Origin of the sequence: Frankia sp. CpI1-P, assembly GCF_001421075.1 — a bacterium.
In the GTDB taxonomy this organism is placed as follows: domain Bacteria; phylum Actinomycetota; class Actinomycetes; order Frankiales; family Frankiaceae; genus Frankia; species Frankia torreyi.
This window is the reverse complement of record NZ_LJJX01000016.1, coordinates 118,441-135,487: the sequence shown is the minus strand read 5'-3', so window position 1 is coordinate 135,487 and position 17,047 is coordinate 118,441. Positions and strand designations below refer to the sequence as shown.

The following is a 17,047-nucleotide window of genomic DNA, read 5'->3' as shown; positions in this document are numbered from 1 at the left end:
CAGCTCGCCCACCCACTCACCCTGCATGATCACAACACTGGCGTCGACCACCACACCAGAACCCGGACCCGCAAGATTTTCAGTGGTCTCCTAGGCCGCGCGGACGGCGGCGAGGGCGTGGCGGGCCTCGTCGGCCCAGTGGGTGGCACCCCAGCGTTCGGCGACCGTGAGCGCGTGCCGGAAGTGGTCGGCGGCGTCGAGGGACCGGCCGAGAAAGGCGGCGAGAGCGCCGAGGGTGTGGGCGACCGGCCGCAGCGCCAGCGACAGGCTCAGGGTGCCGGGTAACTGTCCGCGCAGCGGTAGCAGGTCGGCGTACATCGCCCGGGCGAGCGGACGGTCCGCGACGGCGATGGCCGCCTCGGCGCGCAGGACACCGAGGGCCGAGAAGAGGAAGTCGGGTCGCAGGGCCGGGGCTCCGGCGTGCATGCGCGTGGCCTCGGCGAGCCGGCCGTCCCGGGCCAGCGCGAGCGTGAGCAGGTCGGTCACGACCGGACCGTGGGCGGCCAGCAGATCGTCGGCGCATGCGGCGAACTCGGCCATCCGGCCCTGCGTCAGGCGCAGGGTGGCGAGGGCCAGGAGCTGGAAGCCGGCGGCGTGGATCGACCCGTGGCGGAGCATCCGGGCGCTCGCCTCGGTGTACCGGCGCTCGGCGTCGTCGAGGTCGCCGGCGATGTGCGCGAGCATCGCCTGCGCGTACTCGCCGACGCCCTCGGCCTCCGGCATCCGGTATAGGCGAGCGAGGTTCATCCCGTCGGTGACGAAGCGCCGGACGTCGGCGACGTCGGAGTCGGCGACCGCCGCGATGGCCCGGATGAAGTTGCCGAAGGAGTGGTAGGCGGGCAGGTCGTGCCCGACGCCGAGCGCGATCAGCTCCTGGCCGACCCGGGCCCGCTGCGGCCAGTCGGACTCGTTGTTGCGCACCCGGGCCAACGCGGTGAGGGCGAGGGCGCGCAGAGCGGGATCGTCCACGGCCGCGGACAGTGCCACCGCCTCCTCGGCGGCCCGGCGGGGCCGGGCGTCGTCCTCGCCGGCGAGCTCGGTGGTCAGCGCGTCCAACAGCCGGCAGCGCACGGCGGGGTCGAGACCGCGCCGCTCGAGCAGGCGGGTGAGCACCGCGACGGCGGGCGCGTCCACGGTCCCGTAGGGCCGGCTCTGCCAGGGGGTCGGTTCGGTCCAGGCCGTGAAGGCGGCGATCAGCAGGTCCTCGCGGCCGGCCGCCTCGGCGTGATCGACGGCCCGTTGCCGGGTGGCGCGCGCGGCCGCCACCGCGCCGGCCCGCACCTGCGCCCGCAGCAACCGGCCCAGCAGCCGCACCCGCTCGGCGTCGCGATCATTCTCCTGGGACGCGTGGTCGTCGGCGGGAATGTCGTCGGCGGGAATGCGGTCGAAACCGTCGAGCGCGTCCGCGAGTAGCTCCGCCGCCGTGTCGTGGGCGTAGCGGCGTTCGGCGGACTGGGCGGCCCGGACCGCGTAGTCGACGGCGCGGCGAGCCGTCGCCGCCGAGGCGGCCCGGAGGTAGTGGTGGGCCAGCGCGGGGGTGTTGTCGGGCTGCAGCCGCTCGAGGGCGGCGCCGAGCCTGGCGTGCATGCGCGTGCGGCGCAGCCGACTGAGGTCGGAGCTCAGGGTGTCCCGGACGAGAGCGTGGGTGAACCGGACCCGACCGGGTGCGGGCTCGGTGAGCAGACCGGCGATGAGCCCGGCGTCCAGGGCGTCGAGCACGCCCTCCTCGTCGGTGCTGGCCGCGTCGATGAGCACCTCGACGTCGGCCTCCCGGCCGGCGACGGCGGCCAGTCGCAGCACCGCCACCGACGCCTCGGGCAGGCGTGCGAGCCGCCGGCGGAGCACGTCACGCACGCCGTCCGGGACGTCGGACAGCGCGACGAGCGCCCCCTCGCTGGCGAGCAGGCGGGCGCTCTCCCGCACGTAGAACGGGTTTCCGCCGGTGCGTTCGGCGAGGGCCAGCATGGTGTCGGCGTCGACGGGCCGCGGGCAGAGCGCGCCGACGACGTCGGCGATCGCCGCCCGCGACAGCCCACCCAGCGCCAGGCGCCGTGGTGAACGGGTGGCCAGCCGGGCGAGCGCCTCGCTCAGAGCCGGGCCGGCCTCCCCGTCCCGGTAGGCCGCCAGCAGCAGGATCGGCGCGTCGGTCACCTGCGTACCGACCGCGCTGAGCAGAGCCAGGGTCTCCGCGTCGGCCCAGTGCAGATCGTCCAGGATGATCGCCAGTGGTCCCGCTGGCTTCCGATCGGCAACCACTCGCAGCCAGGCGGCGACGGCCTGGTGTAGCCGGAACCGGCCGGCCGAGGCGTCGACGTGGTTCCGGCGGTCCGCGTCCATGGGCTGGTAGTGGCCTGGCGGATGGTCGGGCAGCTGGTCCGACAGGAGAGGTTCGAGGAGCTCGGCCAGCTCGGCCGGCGGGGGAGCGGTGTCGGCCAGCGCGCGCAGAGCCTGCAGCCACGCCCAGGCCGGGGGAGCTCCTTCTGCCTCGAGACACTGCCCGGTGACGACCAACCACCCGGTTGTGGTCAGCCGGTGGCGCACCTGCCGCAACAGCGCGGACTTCCCGGCTCCCGATTCGCCGCTGACCAGGACGATCCTCACCCGGCCGGCATCGATGTCGGCGGCCCGGACCTGGGCGGCACCAACCTCGGCGGCACCAACCTCGGCGGCGACGTCCGCCAGCGCGGCGAGCTCCCGCTCGCGGCCGGCGAACAGCTCGGCGCTCGCAGTGGTGGCCGCCGGCGGCTCGGGTGCGGAGGGGGGTGGCGAGGGGGACGCCGAGGGGGGCGTCGTCGCGTCGAGGAACTCTCGGTCCTGCCGGAGGATCGCCTCCTCCAGCCGGGCGAGTTCGGGTCCTGGGTCCAGGCCGAGTTCCTCGGCGAGCCGCCGACGGGCGCGGCGCAACGCGTCGAGGGCGTCGGCCTGTCGGTTGCTGCCCCACAGGGAAAGGGCCAGTAGTCGCCAGCCCTCCTCCCGCAGGGGTTCACGCCGGGTGAGCGCATCCGCGAGCCGCACGGCGGCGGCCAGGTTGCCGTCGCGTAGCTCGGCGGCGGCGAGCATCTCCCGAGCCTCGACGCGAAGTTCCGCTAACCGGGCGATCTCCGCGGTGGCCCAGGACTCGTCGGCGACCTCACCGAAGGCGTCGCCGCGCCACAGCGACAGGCTCTCGGAGAGCAGCGCCCGGGAGGCGGTGCCGGCGGCGGAGTTCCGCCGGGCCTCGCGCAGCAGCGACTCGAACCGCCAGGCGTCCACTGCCTCCGGGCCGAGCGCGAGGGCGTAACCCGGGTTCGCGCTGATGAGGATCGTCGCGGGTGTCCTCGGCGGCCGGGCCGGCTCCAGCAGCCGGCGCAGATTGGAGACGTAGGACTGCAGGGAGGTCACGGCCTTGGCCGGCGGTTCGCCGCGCCACAGGTCCTCGATCAGCCGGTCCACCGAGACGAGCTCACCGCGGGCGACGACCAACCGGGCGAGGACTGCCCGCTGTCGCGGTCCGCCCAGGGCGACGGCGCGTCCACCCACCTCGACCGCCAGCGGGCCGAGCACTCGGATCCGGACCATCGCGTACCGATCCTATCCATCCGGTCCTGTCCCTCCGGCGAGACGGCTCCAACTCAGCTCCACGAGCGCTCCAAGTGTCGCCGCCGATGCTGATCCCAGTTCAACCGAACAGTCCGAACGCGATCCAGAAGGGTCGCGCACCGGAAAGGCCGCGGACCCGGAAAGGCCGCGGACCCGGAAAGGCCGCGACCGAGGGAGGAACACCGTGACCACTTCCGCAGCCCCTGACACCGACGTGGAACGCCCGAACACCCAGGAGATGAAGATCATCCACCGGGCGTTCCGCCGCGAATCGCGATTGCTGGCCGAGCTGACGGCCCGGGTTCCCGCGGGCNACACCGCCCGGGCGCGGGTCCTCGCCGGCTACTTCCGGTGGTACCAGTTGGGCCTCGGCGTCCACCACCACGGTGAGGACGAGCTGGTCTGGCCGCTGCTGCTGGCCCGCCTGGACCTGGGCGCCGACGTCGTGCTGCGGATGGAGGCCCAGCACGAAGAGGTGGCCGCGAGCCTCGCCCGGGNGGAAATCGCCCTGGCCGCCTGGGAGGCCGGCGCGGACCCGTCGGCTCGGGACGCCCTCGTCGAGGCTCTCGTCGAGCATCGGGCGGCATTGATCGAACATCTCGACGACGAGGAATCGCACCTGTTGCCGCTCGCCGCCGAGTATCTCAGCGTGCCGGAATGGGCGGCCCAGGGCGAGCACTTCCTCGCCAACACCCCGAAGGACGCGCTCCTGACCCTGCTGGGCGCCGTGTTGGAGGACGCGCAGCCGGATGAGCGCAAGGCGTTCCTCGCCGGGCTTCCGCTGCCGGCCCGCATCATCTGGTTCTCGGTCGGCCGGATCCTCTACGCGGCCCACGTGCGGCGGATCCGGGGGAACTACCGGCCCGTTCCCGCAGCCGTCGACAGGCCGAGTGCCGTCGACAGGCCGAGTGCCGTCGACAGGCCGAGTGCCGTCGACAGGCCGAGCACCGCCGACGGAGCGGCTCCCGCGACCAGATCGGCGAGGTAGACCATGACAACCGTTGCCTATGTGCTCTCGTGGATCGTCAGCGTCACCATCATCTTCATCGGAATACGCTTTCTGCTCGTACCCCGGGCCGCGGCCGCCGCCTTCGGTGTCGCCGTGCCGGCGGACATCGGCCAGGCCGACGCCTATTTCGCGGTCAAGGGGATCCGGGACATCGCGTCGGGGCTCGTCCCGATAGCCCTGATCCTCGCCTCGACGCAACAGGCGGTCGGCTGGTTCATGCTTATGATCACCGTCGTCCCGATCGGCGACGCCCTGATCGTGCTGCGCCACCAGGGGCCCAAGGTCACCGCCTACGCCATCCACGGCCTCACGGCGGTGCTGCTGCTCATCACCGCGGGCCTTCTGCTGGCCTGACGGGCTCGGCTCGGCCCGGCCGGGGCGGCGATGCCGACGTCAGGTGGGTATCGACTCCGACCTGTCGCCGGGACGCCGGGCCCGGCCGGCCTCCGCCGACGTCGGCGGAAGATCCCTCGGATCATCTTCCGGCCCGAGGCCGAGAGGATGCGGACTCGCGCCACCCGGGGACTGGGCGTCGATGCGTCGCCGCGTGGTGGAGAGCCGACCGGCGATCAGCTCGAGGACCCCGGCGGCGATGCCGACGTGGGTCGGGTCCAGCTCGGCGATGGCCGTATCGAGCAGGTCGCGGCGGGCGGCGTGGACGCTGTCGAGCGCGTGCCGGCCGCGATCGGTGATGTGGATGAGGTGGATGCGAGCGTCGCGGGGCTCGCGCCGCCGGCTGATCAGGCCGTCACGTTCGAGCCGCTTGATCCGCGGGGTGACCGAGGAGACGTCGACGCCGTGGCAGGCGGCGACCGCGGAGACGGGCATGGGGCCATGCCCGTCGAGGTACTCCAACAGCGCCCACGAGGCGGCGGGCAGGTCGAAGCCGGACCGCCGCGCGAGGTCGTCGACGGTGGCGCGGTCGGCGAGGATCCGCGCCACGTCCGCGAGTGCCCGCTCAAGGGCGGCGAGGGCGGTCGGCGTCGCGGGTGCGGGCGCGGGGTCCATCGGTCCACGGTAGAGAGGCGCGACGCGAGACCACAAGTTGGGACCAACCAACTATCGACTACGGTGGAGCGGTGAGCATCGCNGCCATTGCCGCAGACGACGCCGTCGGAGGCCACGGGCTCGGAGGCCGCGGGTGAGGCTGTCCATCGTGGAGCTGGGCACGGTCGCGCCGGGCACGGACGAGCGGCAGGCGCTCGTCGACGCGGTCGAGACGGCTCGGCACGCCGAGGCCTGGGGCTTCCACCGGGTCTGGTTCGCCGAGCACCACCTGAGCCGTTCCGGCGCGTCGCACCACCCGGAGCTGCTGATCGCGGCCGCCGGCGCGCGGACGTCGACGATCCGGATCGGGTCCGGGACGGTGCTGATGAACCATTACAGCCCGTTCAAGGTCGCCGAGATGTTCGCCCAGCTCGAGGCGATGTACCCGGGCCGGGTCGACTTGGGCATGGGACGGGCGACCGCCGGGCCGGTCATCGACCTGGCGTTGCGGCGCGACCGCCGGCAGCCGACGCAGGACGACCACACCCAGCAGGTCGCCGAGACGCTGGCCTGGCTGTATGAGGCGTTCCCGGCCGGGCATCCGTTCACCGGCAACCCGCTGATCCCGTCGGTGCCCGGNGTGCCGCAGACCTGGCTGCTCGGGTCGAGCCCGTCCGGGTCGAACCTCGCGGCCGGACTCGGTATCGGGTACGCCTTCGCCGGCTTCATCAACCCGGCGGGCGCGGCGGCGGCGCTGCGGCACTACCGCGAGCAGTTCCGTCCCCAGGGGTTCGGGCTGGCCGAGCCGCGGTCCATCCTGGCGGTGAACGTCACCGTCGCCGAGACCGAGGCGCAGGCGCGGCGGCTGGTCGGTTCGGCGAAGGGGTTCTACGCTCGACTGCGGCGTCAGGGGGGCGACGCGGTGCTGCCGAGTGCCGATGAGGCCGCCGCGGAGCTCACCGACGCCGAGCAGGAGCAGCCGACCCGGATCGTCGACGGGCGGTGGCCGCAGTTCGTCGCCGGCGACGTCGACGGGGTCCGAGCCACACTGGAGCGGATGCTCGCGGAGAGCCGGGCCGACGAGCTGATGGTGCAGAACCTCATCGCCGACCCCGCCGACCGGCGCCGCTCCCACGAGCTGCTGGCCGCCATGTTCGACCTCCAGCCCGCCGCGGGCGTGGCGCCGGCGGGCGCGCACCCCGACCTGAGCGGCACCCCGACCTGAGCGATACCCCGACCTGGCCGACGGCAGGCCGCCTGAGTGGCAGCCCGCCAGAGTGGCACCCCGACTGAGAAACCGAGAAGAGGACATTCTGATGGCATCGGATCTCGAACGCACGGTGGGCGTCGGCATCGTCGGCCTGAGCGCCAACGGCGGCTGGGCGGCCGGGGCGCACGTGCCCGCGCTGGCCGCCGTCGACGGCTTCGCGCTGCGGGCGGTCGCCGCCAGCAGCCCGCAGTCGGCGCGCGCCGCGGCCGAGGCCCACGGCGTGCCCGCGGCCAGCGGGAGCGTCGAGGAGTTGGCCGGGCGCGACGACGTCGACCTGGTCGTCGTCTCGGTGAAGGTGCCGCGCCACCGCGAGCTGGTCCTGCCCGCGCTGGCGGCGGGCAAGGCGGTGCTGTGCGAGTGGCCGCTGGCGGCCGGTCTCGACGAGGTCCGGGAGCTCGTCGAGGCCGCCGCGGGCGTGCGGTCGTTCGTCGGTGTGCAGGGGCGCTTCGCCCCCGCGGTGCGCTACCTGCGCGACCTCGTGGCCGACGGGTACGTGGGCGAGGTGCTGTCGACGACGCTGGTGGGCAACGGCGGCGTGTGGGGACCGGTCATCCACCCCGGCGGTGAGTACCTGCTCGATCGAGACCTGGGCGCCACCATGCTGACGATCCCGTTCGGCCACACCGCCGACGCCGTCGCCAGCGTGCTGGGGGAGTTCGCCGACGTCGTCGCCACCACCGCGACCCGGCGGCCCCAGGTCCGCAACGCCGAGACCGGCGCGTCCGTCCCGATGACCGCCGAGGACCAGATCGCCGTCTCCGGCACCCTCGTCGGCGGGGCCGTCGCGAGCATCCACCTGCGCGGCGGGACGCCACGCGGCACCAGCTTCCTGTGGGAGATCAACGGCACCGACGGCGATCTCCAGGTGACCTCGTCGACCGGCAGCCTCAACTACGGCCANATCACCATCCTCGGCTCCCAGGGCGGCGAGCCGCTCGCCGAGCTGACCACGCCGGCGTCGTACGACGCCTTCCCCGCCCTGGCCGGGCAGCCGGCCGCCGCCGTCGCCCACGCCTACGCGCAGATCGGCCGCGATCTCGCCGAGGGCACCACGGTGGCGCCCGACTTCACCCACGCGCTGCGCCGCCACCAGCTCCTCGACGCGGTCTCCCGGTCCGCCGCCACCGGCCGGCGCGTCCAGGTTCCCGAGAAGTGACGTCCTCTCCCGGCGGAGGCGTCAGGGCGGGGCATCCACGCCGACACCATGGTGAGCCGTCGCGTAGGACGGGACCGGGCGCCCGCGCGGCGGTGCCCGGCCCCGCCGGTGCGCAGGGCGGGCAGAGGAGGTAGGCATACAGGGGTGAGCACACCCGAGCCGGCCGAGTTCCCGGCCTCCCACCGCGACCTGATCGACAACCCGCTGACCGGCGTCCTGACCACGATCGGCGCGGGCGGTCGGCCCCAGTCGACCGCCGTCTGGTTCCTCCCCGACGGGCCGACGGTCAGGGTCTCGATGATCAGTACCCGGCAGAAGCTGGCGAACCTGCGACGCACCCCGGTGGCGACCCTGTTCGTGTTCGACCCCACCAATCCGGGGCGCACCCTGGAGATCCGTGCCGACGTCGAGCTCGTGCCCGACCCGGACAAGTCCGTCCTGGCCCGGATGACGGACCGCTACGGCGCCGACTTCGCCCGGCTCAGCGCCCTCGACCCCGAGCGGACCACGGCCGTGCTGCATCCGCGCCGCGTCGTCGTCCGCGGCTGAGGCCGGGCCGCGGCAGGCCGGGCCGCGGCAGGCCGGGCCGCGGCAGTGCGGGCCGCGGCAGTGCGGGCCGCGGCAGTGCGGGCCGCGGCAGTGCGGGGTCGGAACAGTTTCCCGATCGGCAAGGTTGGAGACGGCGCGTGGCGAGGCGCAGGTGCCTCGCCCCGGTCGTCGAGGAGCGCGGACCATGAAAATCGGGATCATCGGGGCGGGTCAGATCGGCGGGACGCTGACGCGGCGGCTGAGCGAGCTCGGCCACGAGGTGCGGGTGGCCAACTCGCGCGACCCGCAGACCCTGGCGGAGCTCGCGGAGCAGAGCGGGGCCACGGCCGTGTGGGCGGCCGACGCCGCCGAGGACGCCGACGTGGTCATCATCAGCATCCCGCAGAAGAACGTTCCGAACCTGCCCGCGGGCATCCTCAAGGGGGCGAAGCCGGGGGCGCCGGTGATCGAGACGAACAACTACTACCCCCAGCAGCGCGACGGCCGCCTTGACGCGATCGAGGCCGGCACCACGGAGAGCGTCTGGGTCGCCGAGCAGATCGGCGCGCCGGTGATCAAGGTGTTCAACGGGATCTTCTGGAAGCACCTGCTGGAGCGTGGCCGGCCGAAGGGCGCCGAGGGCCNCATCGCGCTGCCGATCGCGGGCGCGGACGGCCCCGGCAAGGAGCTGGTGTTCGCGCTGGTCGACGAGCTGGGCTTCGACCCGGTCGACGGCGGCACGCTGGCGGAGTCCTGGNGTCAGCAGCCCGGCACCCCGGTCTACGGCGCGGACCTCGACGCCGCCGGCACCGTCAAGGCCCTGGCTGCCGCCTCCCCGGACCGCCCGGCGGACTTCCGCGCCTGACAGCAGCCGCCGCGGACTCGACCGCGTCAGCCGACGGTCCCGCGCCGCCGACGCCGGTGGCGCCGGTGGCGCACTGGCCGCAGGGCCCTACCGTGAGAGGTACGGGAGGGTCCGCGACCGGACGGTCTCCGGCAGGCGGGGACCGTCGGAGCGCACCCGGTCCGGGAGGTCTGCATGCCGACCGCCGCCCTGCGCACCGTCAAGCTTCCGTCCGGCGAACCGATCCCCGCCTTGGGCCTGGGAACCTGGCGTTTCGCCGAGGATCCCCGCCTGCGCGATCAGGAGATCGAGGCGATCCGGACCGGGTTGGATCTCGGGATGTCCCTGATCGACACCGCGGAGATGTACGCCGACGGGGCGGCGGAGGAGCTCGTCGGCGAGGCGATCGACGGCCGCCGCGAAGGCGTGTTCCTGGTGAGCAAGGTGCTCCCGCAGCACGCCACGGCGCGCGGGACGATCGCCGCCTGCGAGGCCAGCCTCGCCCGGCTGCGCACCGATGTTGTCGACCTCTACCTCCTGCACTGGCGGGGGCCGGTCCCGCTGGCCGAGACGCTGGAGGCGTTCGCCGAGCTGGTGGAGGCCGGCAGGATCCGGCGCTGGGGGGTCAGCAACCTCGATGTGGAGGACATGGCGGAGCTCGTGGAGCTGCCGGGCGGCGAGGCCGTGCAGACCGACCAGGTGCTGTACAACCTGAACCGCCGGGGCACGGAGCTCGACCTGCTTCCGTGGTGCCGCGAACGGGGAATCCCGATCATGGCGTATTCCCCGCTCGAGCTCGGCCGCCTGGCCCACGAGCCGGCGCTCACCGGGATCGCGACCAGCCATGGCGTGACACCGGCCCAGGCCGCGCTCGCCTGGGTGCTGGCGCAGGAAGGCGTGGTCGCGATCCCGCGCTCCCACGATCCCCGCCACGTCCGCGAGGACCGGGAGGCTCTCGACCTGCGGCTGGCCCCCGACGAGCTCGCCGACCTCGACCGTGCGTTCCCGCCGCCGCCCGAGCCGGTGCCGCTGGAGATGCACTGAGCCCGGTCGGCCCGCAGGCCGGCCGGCCCCGCCGCGGGTCGGTTCCCCGGGTCGGCGGCGGTGGTCACCTTCTCCGCTATAGCGGCACTTCTCCTGTCCTGCCAGGAAATGTCTCCGCCGGTTCTTCCGCCCGGGGAGCCGTGTTTGGAGCGAGCGTTCCTGGGCAGATGCGCGTTGTCGATGTTTTCTCGGTGTGATTCCGATCCCCTGGCCCGGAGACGGGCCTTCGACGGGGNGTTTTCGCGCCATGCACCCGGACGACGACCCACCACGGCGCCGAAGTCCGGATCACGCGATACGTGGCGAGTTGGCGACGGTGCTNCCCGACGCGCTCGCCGAGTTCGAGTCCATTCTCGGTCATACTCCAGAGCGAATTTCGGGGGTGCGGAGGACGGACGACGGTTGGTCGATCCTGGCGGATGTCGTGGAACTGGATCGCATACCGTCCACGACGAGCGTGCTGGCTACGTATCGGCTCGATGTGGATGCTCGCGGCGCGCTCGTGGGTTATGAGCGCCTACGACGATTCGTTCGGGGTGCTACCGACTAAGTTCCCTTGACCGTGCCAGGACCGCTGATGACCGTCGATCGAAGCCTCGCCACCGGGCCGTCTCGGGCACGGGCGTGGAGTGGGCCACGTTCCGACTCCCTCGCGGATGTGCTGGAACGGGTGCTCGACAAGGGCATCGTGATCGTCGGTGACGTGGTCGTCAGTGTGCTGNACGTCGAGCTGCTCACCCTGAAGCTGCGACTGTTCATCGCCTCGGCGGACACGGCCCGCGAGATGGGTCTGGACTGGTGGACGGCCGATCCCTTCTTCAACTCCAAGGCACGCTCGTTGCGGGAGGAGAACGAGGAGCTGCGCAGCCGGCTGGCGGCCCTGGAGGCCGCCGGCCGTATGCCTGCGACCGAGGTCGGGCGGGGTCTGCCGGACCGGGCCGCGGTCGAGGCGCCGGCGAGGATGGTCGACGAGCGGCGATGGGCGGCCTCTGCCCCGGTCGCCGCCGCCTCTCGACGGCCGTATCTGCCCTGGGCCGATTCCGTGGCAAGCGGAGGAGCGGTGAGCGCAGGAGCGCCGGACGCGACGAGGGGGGAGAGCCGCCATGCCCGCGGCGAGCGACGCTGACAGCCTCGCCGCCCTTGCCCGACAGCTCGCACCCGGCGTGCTCGAGGAAGCCGTCTCCGAGGCGCGCAGTGTGGCCCGGCGCCAGGTCGCGCAGCGCCTGGCGCAGGAGATCACGCGGGTCGTGTTCGACGCGGGGGTGCCGGGACTCGCGCAGGGGTGGACGGCCCTCGCGGAAGGGCTGTGGGGCGAAGGGCTGCCGGGCGAGGCGCCGCCGAAGCCCGACGAGGGGCTGCCGGGTGAGCGCGGGCTCGTGCGGGAGGCCGAGGTCCCCACCGACGACCGCGTGTCAGACGACCGCGTGTCAGACGACCGCGTGTCAGACGACCGCGTGTCAGACGACCGCGTGTCAGGAGACCTCGCGGTCCCGGGCGGTGAGGGGACTGCGGCCGCATCCACGGGCGGGTCTCGCGGGCGCGGTTGCGGCGTCGACGTAGACCACGGGCTGTACGCCTACGGGATCGTCCCGGAGCAGAGCCGGCACGTGTCCGATCTCGAAGGTCTGGTGGCCGGGACCGAGGTGCGCGCCGTGGTTCGCCCGCCGGTGGCCCTGGTGGTCTCCGACATCGAGCTCGCCCTGCTGCGTGACCTTGAGGAGGACGTCTCGGAGACGGGACGGCTTGCGGACCTTGCCCGCCGGCACGATCAGGTGCTGCGGGCGTTGGCGGAACGCGGTGGGGTGCTCCCGCTGCGTTTCGGCACGGTCCTGCCGGACGCGGAGCACGCCTACGCGGTGCTCGATGATCCGGAGCAGANGCTTTCCCGCACGCTGGCCCAGGTTCAGGACACGAGGGAATGGGGCCTACGGGTCGACGCGCCTCAGCCGGTGGCCGACGCGGCGCCTCTCGACCAGCCCATCGATCTTCCGGTGGAGGTGGCGGGACTCGCGCCGGGATCGGGGACGGCCTATCTTACGGCCCGGCGCCGGGAGATCCGGGCGCAGGAGGCACGCCGGGAAGAACTCGGCACGCTGATCGAACAGGCGGACGAGGAACTGACCGCCTTCGCCCGGGACACCGCGCGACGCCGGGGCGGCCGGGTCGGGCGGATGCTCGACTGCGCGTACCTCGTGCCGCGCTCGGCCGACGAGGAGTTCCTCGCGGCGGCGCGGACGCTGGTGCGGCGACTGACGCAGGCCGGTCTCGACGCCGAGATCACGGGGCCCTGGCCGCCGTACTCCTTCGTGCACGTCACCCTCGGCGGTGGTGCGGATGGCGGCGGTGGTGGGGATGGTGGTGATGGGGATGGCTGAGTCGGGTCGGAGGTGCGAGCCGGGCGGCGGGCCCGTTCCCCGGGGCCGGGCCGGTGTCGCCGGTCTGGTCCGNCCCCGCNCCCCGGCCACCGCCGGCACGCCCTGCTCTGCGGCCCAGCCGCTCGCAGACCTGTTGGACCGGCTCGTGGATCGCGGTGTCGTGATCAGTGGAGACGTCGTGATCGCCCTGGCCGGGGTCGACCTGATCCGGCTCGATCTGCGGCTGCTCCTCGTCGGCATCCAGACGGCCGTGGAGGGTGCTGGGGAGGTGGCGGAATGAGTGGTTCCGGCGGTGCCGGTCGCCCGTTGCGCCTCAACGCCGACCCGGACCAGGTCGGTCGAGGTCTGGGACAGCTCGTCGTGGTCGTCCTCGAACTGCTGCGCGAGGTCCTGGAACGCCAGGCGATCCGCCGGATGGACGGCGGCGAGCTGACGGTGCAGCAGCTCGACGACCTGGGCCAGGCACTGATCGAGATCCGGCACAGCCTCGAGCGGGTCCNCACCTCGCTCGGTGTCACCCAGCGGGAGGCCGACGACGCCGTCGCCCGGGCGCGTCGCCTCGTCGAGACCGGCTCCGAGGCGGTCCCGGACCGCGGGCCGATGGCACCCACGCGGCGCTCCGCCCGATCCTGCGCCGACCAGCAATCCTGTCAGAAGGCGAGGTCAGCGCCATGACCGTTGCCAGTCNTCCGATCAATCGAGCTCCCCAGCCGAGCAGTCTTGCCGACGTCCTCGACGTGGTTCTCGACAAGGGGATCGTCATCGACGCCTACGTTCGCGTCGCGCTGGTGGGAATCGAGATCCTCACGATCGACGCGCGGATCGTCATCGCCAGCGTCGATACCTACCTGCGGTTCGCGGAAGCGGTGAACCGGCTCGATCTGCAGCCCAGGGAGCAGGTCGCCGGACTTCCCGGGCTCATGCACGAGGTCACCGAGGGCACCGCTCGGCACAAGACGAGCGGAGCACTCGCTGGACTCAAGGACACGGCCGAGGACGTGGTCGACGCTCTGCGCGGCGCGCCCGCCGAGGAACGTCGCGGGCGGGACCTGCCGGCAGGTCGCGAGGCCCCGGCAGAGCGCCGCGGCGGCAAGAAGGAGTGAGGGCCATGCCCGTCATCGTGTATGGCGTCACGCGAGCGGGGCATCCGGCTCCCGAACCCGCCCCGCCCGGCCTTGGACACCCCCCGGAACCGGTGCATCTGGTGCGGTTCGGGCCGTTGTCGGCCGCGGTGAGCTGCACCGCCGACGTCGGGGTCCTCGGCGACCAGGAGGCGGTGCACCATCTGGACATCCTGCAGCGGCTGCTGGCGCGAGGCCCCGTGNTGCCCCTGCGGTTCGGCACGGTCGCTCCCGACGAGGATGCCGTGCGCGAGGAGGTCCTCGCGCCGCTGGTCGAGGTGATGCCGGAGCGGCTCGACGCCGTCGATGGTCTCGTGGAACTGCGTCTTGACGTGGACGAGGACGAGCAGTCCGCGTTGCAGGCGGTGCTCCCCGGGTCGCCGGCGGCCGCGTATCCGCCACCGGACGATCTGGACGAGCGGATCAGGTTCGGGCAGGAGATCGCCGAGCTGGTCGTGCAGCGGCGGCAGCGGCAGGCCGACGAGATCCTCAGTGAGCTGCNGCCGCTGGCCCGCTCCGATCGGCCGAGACGGCGACACGGCGGGGCGGAGGATCCCGTGCTCAGCTGGGCCTTTCTGCTGGCCGCCGACGACATCGAGACCTTCGACGCCGCGGTCGCGCGGCTGCGTCGGGCCCGACCGGAGCTCTCGATCGAGTACGTCGGGCCGTTGCCCGCCATCGATTTCATAGAAATCCCCACCATCACCCGGGCTTCAGCGGCAGGACCCGCCGACTCGTTTGCGGGCACCGGCCGCTGGGGCTGGGGACCGGAGGGGGACGAACGCAAGGGAGATGACCAACCGTGAGCAATGCGAAGATCGCCGCGGCGCTCGTCGGTGGCTACGTCCTCGGCCGGACCAAGAAGGCGAAGGCGGCCATCGGCGTGGCGCTCTGGCTCACCGGACGCAATCACGATCCCAAGGATGTCCTGCGGGATCAGGCCGTGAAGCTGCTGAAGTCCCCCCAGGGCGAGCAGCTGCTCGCCCAGGTGCGCGGGCCGGTCGTGGAGGCCAGCCGGCGCGCCGCCCTGTCGGTGTACGAGGCCCAGGTCGAGCGTCTCACCGAGAACCTGCAACAACGTACCCAGCAGTTCACGGAGACCCTCACGGAGAAGGGCGGCACCACCGCGAAGGCGGCGGCCGGAGCCGTGAGCGACGTCCTGAAGACAGTGCCCGGCGCCGGCGGAAAGACCGACGAGCAGGCACCCGCGGGACAGGAGACGGACGGCGGCCCCGGCGATCAGGCGGACGGGACCACCAGTGATCAGGCGGACAGCGGCCCCGGCGATCAGACCGAGGAATCCGACCAGGGGCCGGCGGAAGCGGAGCAGGAGGAGGCGGAGACCGAGGAACAGGGGCCCGACGACGGTGATGAGGGCCGCCGCCCCGCCGGCCGTGCCCCCGCACCCGATCGCGGCGCTCGTCGTCGCCCTCTCATGGCGGAAGCCGAGTGACGGCAGATCGACGAGGAGGGGACATGACGCAGACGACTGCGAAGCAGACGGGCATCATCGGCGCCCTGCGCGAGAACCCGGCGACGAAGAACCTGGTCGACCAGGCGAAGAACCTGGCGAAGGCGCGGGGTGCCCAGCTGGTCGGGAAGACGACGGAGCGGCTCACGTCGAGTACGGAAAAGCTGAACGTGCTCGCCGACCAGGGTGGTGCGGTCTCCGCGCTCAAGGCTGGTTCCCAGCAGCTGGCCAGTGGGAAGTCGCCGCTGCGGGCCGCGTTCGCGACGGCGGCCTCGGCGGCGAAGGACAAGGTCACGTCGGTGCTGCATCTCGGTGGCAAGGGGTCCGGTGGAAAGGGTGGGCCGCCGAAGGCCACGAACATCGAGGAGACGATCGACGTCGGGGTGCCGGTCTCCGTGGCGTATGACCAGTGGACGCAGTACCCGCAGTTCTCCCGCTTCATGAAGGGTGTCGAGGCGGTGGACGCGAAGAGCGAGACCGAGCAGAACTGGCGGGTCAAGGTCTTCAAATCCCGCCGGACCTGGGCGGCCAAGGTCCAGGAGCAGATACCGGACCGGCGGATCGTGTGGACCTCAGAGGGCCCGAAGGGCTCCACCAAGGGAGCCGTCACGTTCCACCCGCTTGCCGACGACCTGACCCGGGTGCTGCTGGCCATGGAATACTATCCGTCCGGACTCATGGAGAAGATCGGTAATATCTGGCGGGCCGGTGGTCGACGGGCCCGGCTCGATCTCAAGCATTTCCGCCGCTACATCACGATGCAGGGTGAGGCGAGCGGTTCGTGGCGGGGTGTGATCCGCGACGGCGAGGTCGTCCAACAGCCCGACGAAGGAGAACAGGGCGCGGAGGAGTCCGAGGGCACGCGGGACGCCGACGACGCGGCCGACTCGGGCCGCGGCGACGCCGGGCGGCCCGCGGGCGCGACACCCGGGCCCTCGGACGAGGACACCGGCGGCGAGTCCGAACAGACCTCCGACGCTGAAGCCAGGCCCAAGGCGTCGGTCGGCGGCTGATCGTCCATGCCGGCGGGACGTGCCGGAGGGTGATCTCGGCAGGCGGGCCGGGCCCGACGCCCGGGAGCCTCGTCGTCGCCGGCGAGGCTACGGCCGCGCGCAGGGCACGCGGTCAGGGCACGCGGTCAGGGCACGCGGTCAGGGCACGCGGTCAGGCCGGGGCTCCGGCCAGCAGGGCCTCGATCTGTCCCAGGGCCTCGGACATGCCCTCGACCATGCCCATGGACACCATCTGCTCCATCGCCTCGGACGAGGGGAAGGTGCTCTCGATCGTCATCACGGTCGCCGACTCGCCGTCCGCGGTGAGCTGGACGCGAACGATCGTGGTGGGCAGGTCGAGGTTGGGGCGGCCCGAGTCGTCGGCGAAGCCGTCCTCGAACTCCAGCCGGTGCGGGACGTCGACCGTCCGGACGCGCCACCAGCCATAATGCTTGTCTCCCTCCGGCCCGGTCATGAAGTACGTGACCGAGCCGCCGGGAGCCAGGTCGTGGTCGACGACGGTCGCCGGGTACGTCGGCGGCCCCCACCACCGCTCGAGCTGGCGCGGGTCGGCCCAGATCCGCCACACTCGCTGCGGCGGCGCCTCGAACCTGGAGCTGATGGCGAGACTGAGGGCCTCAGGATCCTTCTTCACGTCGATCACGGTCATG

General features: G+C 72.8%; 14 protein-coding genes and 14 pseudogenes. 25 read left to right on the top strand and 3 right to left on the bottom strand.

Going from position 1 to position 17,047, the window contains the following annotated elements; genetic code table 11:
• Positions 1-90 precede the first annotated feature (90 nt).
• Positions 91-3,558 carry a BTAD domain-containing putative transcriptional regulator gene (locus FF86_RS13435; RefSeq protein WP_063870384.1) on the bottom strand — a complete coding sequence of 1,156 codons (3,468 nt, stop codon included), beginning with the start codon at positions 3,556-3,558 and terminating at the stop codon, positions 91-93.
• Positions 3,559-3,817: 259 nt separating this feature from the next.
• Here FF86_RS13435 and FF86_RS47740 point away from each other — a divergent pair.
• The 4 genes and pseudogenes from FF86_RS47740 to FF86_RS13425 all read left to right on the top strand — a co-directional run.
• Positions 3,818-3,892: pseudogene (locus tag FF86_RS47740) on the top strand (hemerythrin domain-containing protein); the annotation flags it as partial.
• 1 nt (position 3,893) lies between these two features.
• Positions 3,894-4,076, top strand: a pseudogene (locus FF86_RS47735) (hemerythrin domain-containing protein); the annotation flags it as partial.
• A gap of 1 nt (position 4,077) precedes the next feature.
• A pseudogene (locus FF86_RS13430) lies at positions 4,078-4,567 on the top strand (hypothetical protein); the annotation flags it as partial.
• Positions 4,568-4,570: 3 nt separating this feature from the next.
• Complete coding sequence (locus FF86_RS13425) at positions 4,571-4,942, top strand: DUF4267 domain-containing protein (protein WP_044885006.1); 372 nt, start codon at positions 4,571-4,573, stop codon at positions 4,940-4,942.
• 39 nt (positions 4,943-4,981) lie between these two features.
• Here the strand turns inward: FF86_RS13425 and FF86_RS13420 are convergent, their stop codons facing one another.
• A complete protein-coding gene (locus tag FF86_RS13420) occupies positions 4,982-5,596 on the bottom strand; it encodes a MarR family winged helix-turn-helix transcriptional regulator (protein WP_082121839.1) in 615 nt (204 codons plus the stop codon).
• A gap of 133 nt (positions 5,597-5,729) precedes the next feature.
• On the opposite strand from FF86_RS13420, the pseudogene FF86_RS47730 reads away from it, so the two are divergent.
• The 21 genes and pseudogenes from FF86_RS47730 to FF86_RS13350 form a co-directional block, all read left to right on the top strand.
• Positions 5,730-6,214: pseudogene (locus FF86_RS47730) on the top strand (MsnO8 family LLM class oxidoreductase); the annotation flags it as partial.
• A 1-nt stretch (position 6,215) separates the two neighbouring features.
• Positions 6,216-6,800: LLM class flavin-dependent oxidoreductase (locus tag FF86_RS47725; protein ID WP_242418700.1), on the top strand; the 585-nt coding region annotated here is incomplete at its 5' end.
• Between the two features lie 91 nt (positions 6,801-6,891).
• A pseudogene (locus FF86_RS13410) lies at positions 6,892-7,745 on the top strand (Gfo/Idh/MocA family protein); the annotation flags it as partial.
• A 1-nt stretch (position 7,746) separates the two neighbouring features.
• Positions 7,747-8,001: pseudogene (locus FF86_RS47720) on the top strand (gfo/Idh/MocA family oxidoreductase); the annotation flags it as partial.
• A gap of 144 nt (positions 8,002-8,145) precedes the next feature.
• A complete protein-coding gene (locus tag FF86_RS13405; protein WP_044885003.1) occupies positions 8,146-8,550 on the top strand; it encodes a PPOX class F420-dependent oxidoreductase in 405 nt (134 codons plus the stop codon).
• Positions 8,551-8,701: 151 nt separating this feature from the next.
• A pseudogene (locus tag FF86_RS47715) lies at positions 8,702-9,173 on the top strand (NAD(P)-binding domain-containing protein); the annotation flags it as partial.
• Between the two features lies 1 nt (position 9,174).
• Positions 9,175-9,286, top strand: a pseudogene (locus FF86_RS66110) (NADP oxidoreductase); the annotation flags it as partial.
• Between the two features lies 1 nt (position 9,287).
• Positions 9,288-9,394, top strand: a pseudogene (locus FF86_RS66105) (NADP oxidoreductase); the annotation flags it as partial.
• Positions 9,395-9,568: 174 nt separating this feature from the next.
• The gene (locus FF86_RS13395; RefSeq protein WP_199865373.1) at positions 9,569-10,417 is read left to right on the top strand and encodes an aldo/keto reductase; all 849 of its coding nucleotides are present in this window, start codon (positions 9,569-9,571) and stop codon (positions 10,415-10,417) included.
• Positions 10,418-10,739: 322 nt separating this feature from the next.
• On the top strand, positions 10,740-10,967 hold a 228-nt coding region (gene gvpO / locus FF86_RS13390), incomplete at its 5' end, for a gas vesicle protein GvpO (RefSeq protein WP_242418699.1).
• A gap of 27 nt (positions 10,968-10,994) precedes the next feature.
• Positions 10,995-11,138: pseudogene (gene gvpJ / locus FF86_RS62345) on the top strand (gas vesicle protein GvpJ); the annotation flags it as partial.
• Positions 11,139-11,520: 382 nt separating this feature from the next.
• Positions 11,521-12,295, top strand: a pseudogene (locus FF86_RS66100) (GvpL/GvpF family gas vesicle protein); the annotation flags it as partial.
• Position 12,296: 1 nt separating this feature from the next.
• Positions 12,297-12,792 (top strand): GvpL/GvpF family gas vesicle protein (locus tag FF86_RS66095; protein WP_396229861.1); only part of this gene is annotated, 496 nt, incomplete at its 5' end.
• Positions 12,793-12,925: 133 nt separating this feature from the next.
• Positions 12,926-13,072 carry a gas vesicle protein GvpJ gene (gvpJ, locus tag FF86_RS62335; RefSeq protein WP_255355782.1) on the top strand — a complete coding sequence of 49 codons (147 nt, stop codon included), beginning with the start codon at positions 12,926-12,928 and terminating at the stop codon, positions 13,070-13,072.
• Positions 13,069-13,291: pseudogene (gvpK, locus tag FF86_RS47710) on the top strand (gas vesicle protein GvpK); the annotation flags it as partial. The gene gvpJ (FF86_RS62335) and the pseudogene gvpK, both read left to right, overlap by 4 nt.
• Positions 13,292-13,480: 189 nt before the next feature.
• Positions 13,481-13,895 (top strand): gas vesicle structural protein GvpA (locus FF86_RS13365; protein WP_242418698.1); only part of this gene is annotated, 415 nt, incomplete at its 5' end.
• A 5-nt stretch (positions 13,896-13,900) separates the two neighbouring features.
• Positions 13,901-14,116, top strand: a pseudogene (locus tag FF86_RS47705) (GvpL/GvpF family gas vesicle protein); the annotation flags it as partial.
• A 1-nt stretch (position 14,117) separates the two neighbouring features.
• Positions 14,118-14,414: pseudogene (locus tag FF86_RS47700) on the top strand (GvpL/GvpF family gas vesicle protein); the annotation flags it as partial.
• A gap of 1 nt (position 14,415) precedes the next feature.
• On the top strand, positions 14,416-14,719 hold a 304-nt coding region (locus FF86_RS47695; RefSeq protein WP_242418697.1), incomplete at its 5' end, for a GvpL/GvpF family gas vesicle protein.
• Positions 14,716-15,366, top strand: a complete 651-nt coding sequence (locus FF86_RS13355) for a hypothetical protein (RefSeq protein WP_044884998.1) — start codon at positions 14,716-14,718, stop codon at positions 15,364-15,366. The genes FF86_RS47695 and FF86_RS13355, both read left to right, overlap by 4 nt.
• A 23-nt stretch (positions 15,367-15,389) precedes the next feature.
• Positions 15,390-16,397 carry an SRPBCC family protein gene (locus FF86_RS13350; protein WP_044884997.1) on the top strand — a complete coding sequence of 336 codons (1,008 nt, stop codon included), beginning with the start codon at positions 15,390-15,392 and terminating at the stop codon, positions 16,395-16,397.
• A gap of 151 nt (positions 16,398-16,548) precedes the next feature.
• Here the strand turns inward: FF86_RS13350 and FF86_RS13345 are convergent, their stop codons facing one another.
• Entirely contained in the window at positions 16,549-17,046 is a 498-nt protein-coding gene (locus tag FF86_RS13345; RefSeq protein WP_044884996.1) for an SRPBCC domain-containing protein, read from the bottom strand.
• Position 17,047: the final 1 nt, after the last annotated feature.

Excerpts from the sequence above, each read along its gene's own strand:
- FF86_RS13350 (WP_044884997.1), top strand. The coding sequence starts at position 15,390 with ATGACGCAGACGACTGCGAAGCAGACGGGCATCATCGGCGCCCTGCGC.
- FF86_RS13435 (WP_063870384.1), bottom strand. The coding sequence starts at position 3,558 with ATGGTCCGGATCCGAGTGCTCGGCCCGCTGGCGGTCGAGGTGGGTGGA.
- FF86_RS13420 (WP_082121839.1), bottom strand. The coding sequence starts at position 5,596 with ATGGACCCCGCGCCCGCACCCGCGACGCCGACCGCCCTCGCCGCCCTT.
- FF86_RS13395 (WP_199865373.1), top strand. The coding sequence starts at position 9,569 with ATGCCGACCGCCGCCCTGCGCACCGTCAAGCTTCCGTCCGGCGAACCG.
- FF86_RS13425 (WP_044885006.1), top strand. The coding sequence starts at position 4,571 with ATGACAACCGTTGCCTATGTGCTCTCGTGGATCGTCAGCGTCACCATC.
- FF86_RS13345 (WP_044884996.1), bottom strand. The coding sequence starts at position 17,046 with ATGACCGTGATCGACGTGAAGAAGGATCCTGAGGCCCTCAGTCTCGCC.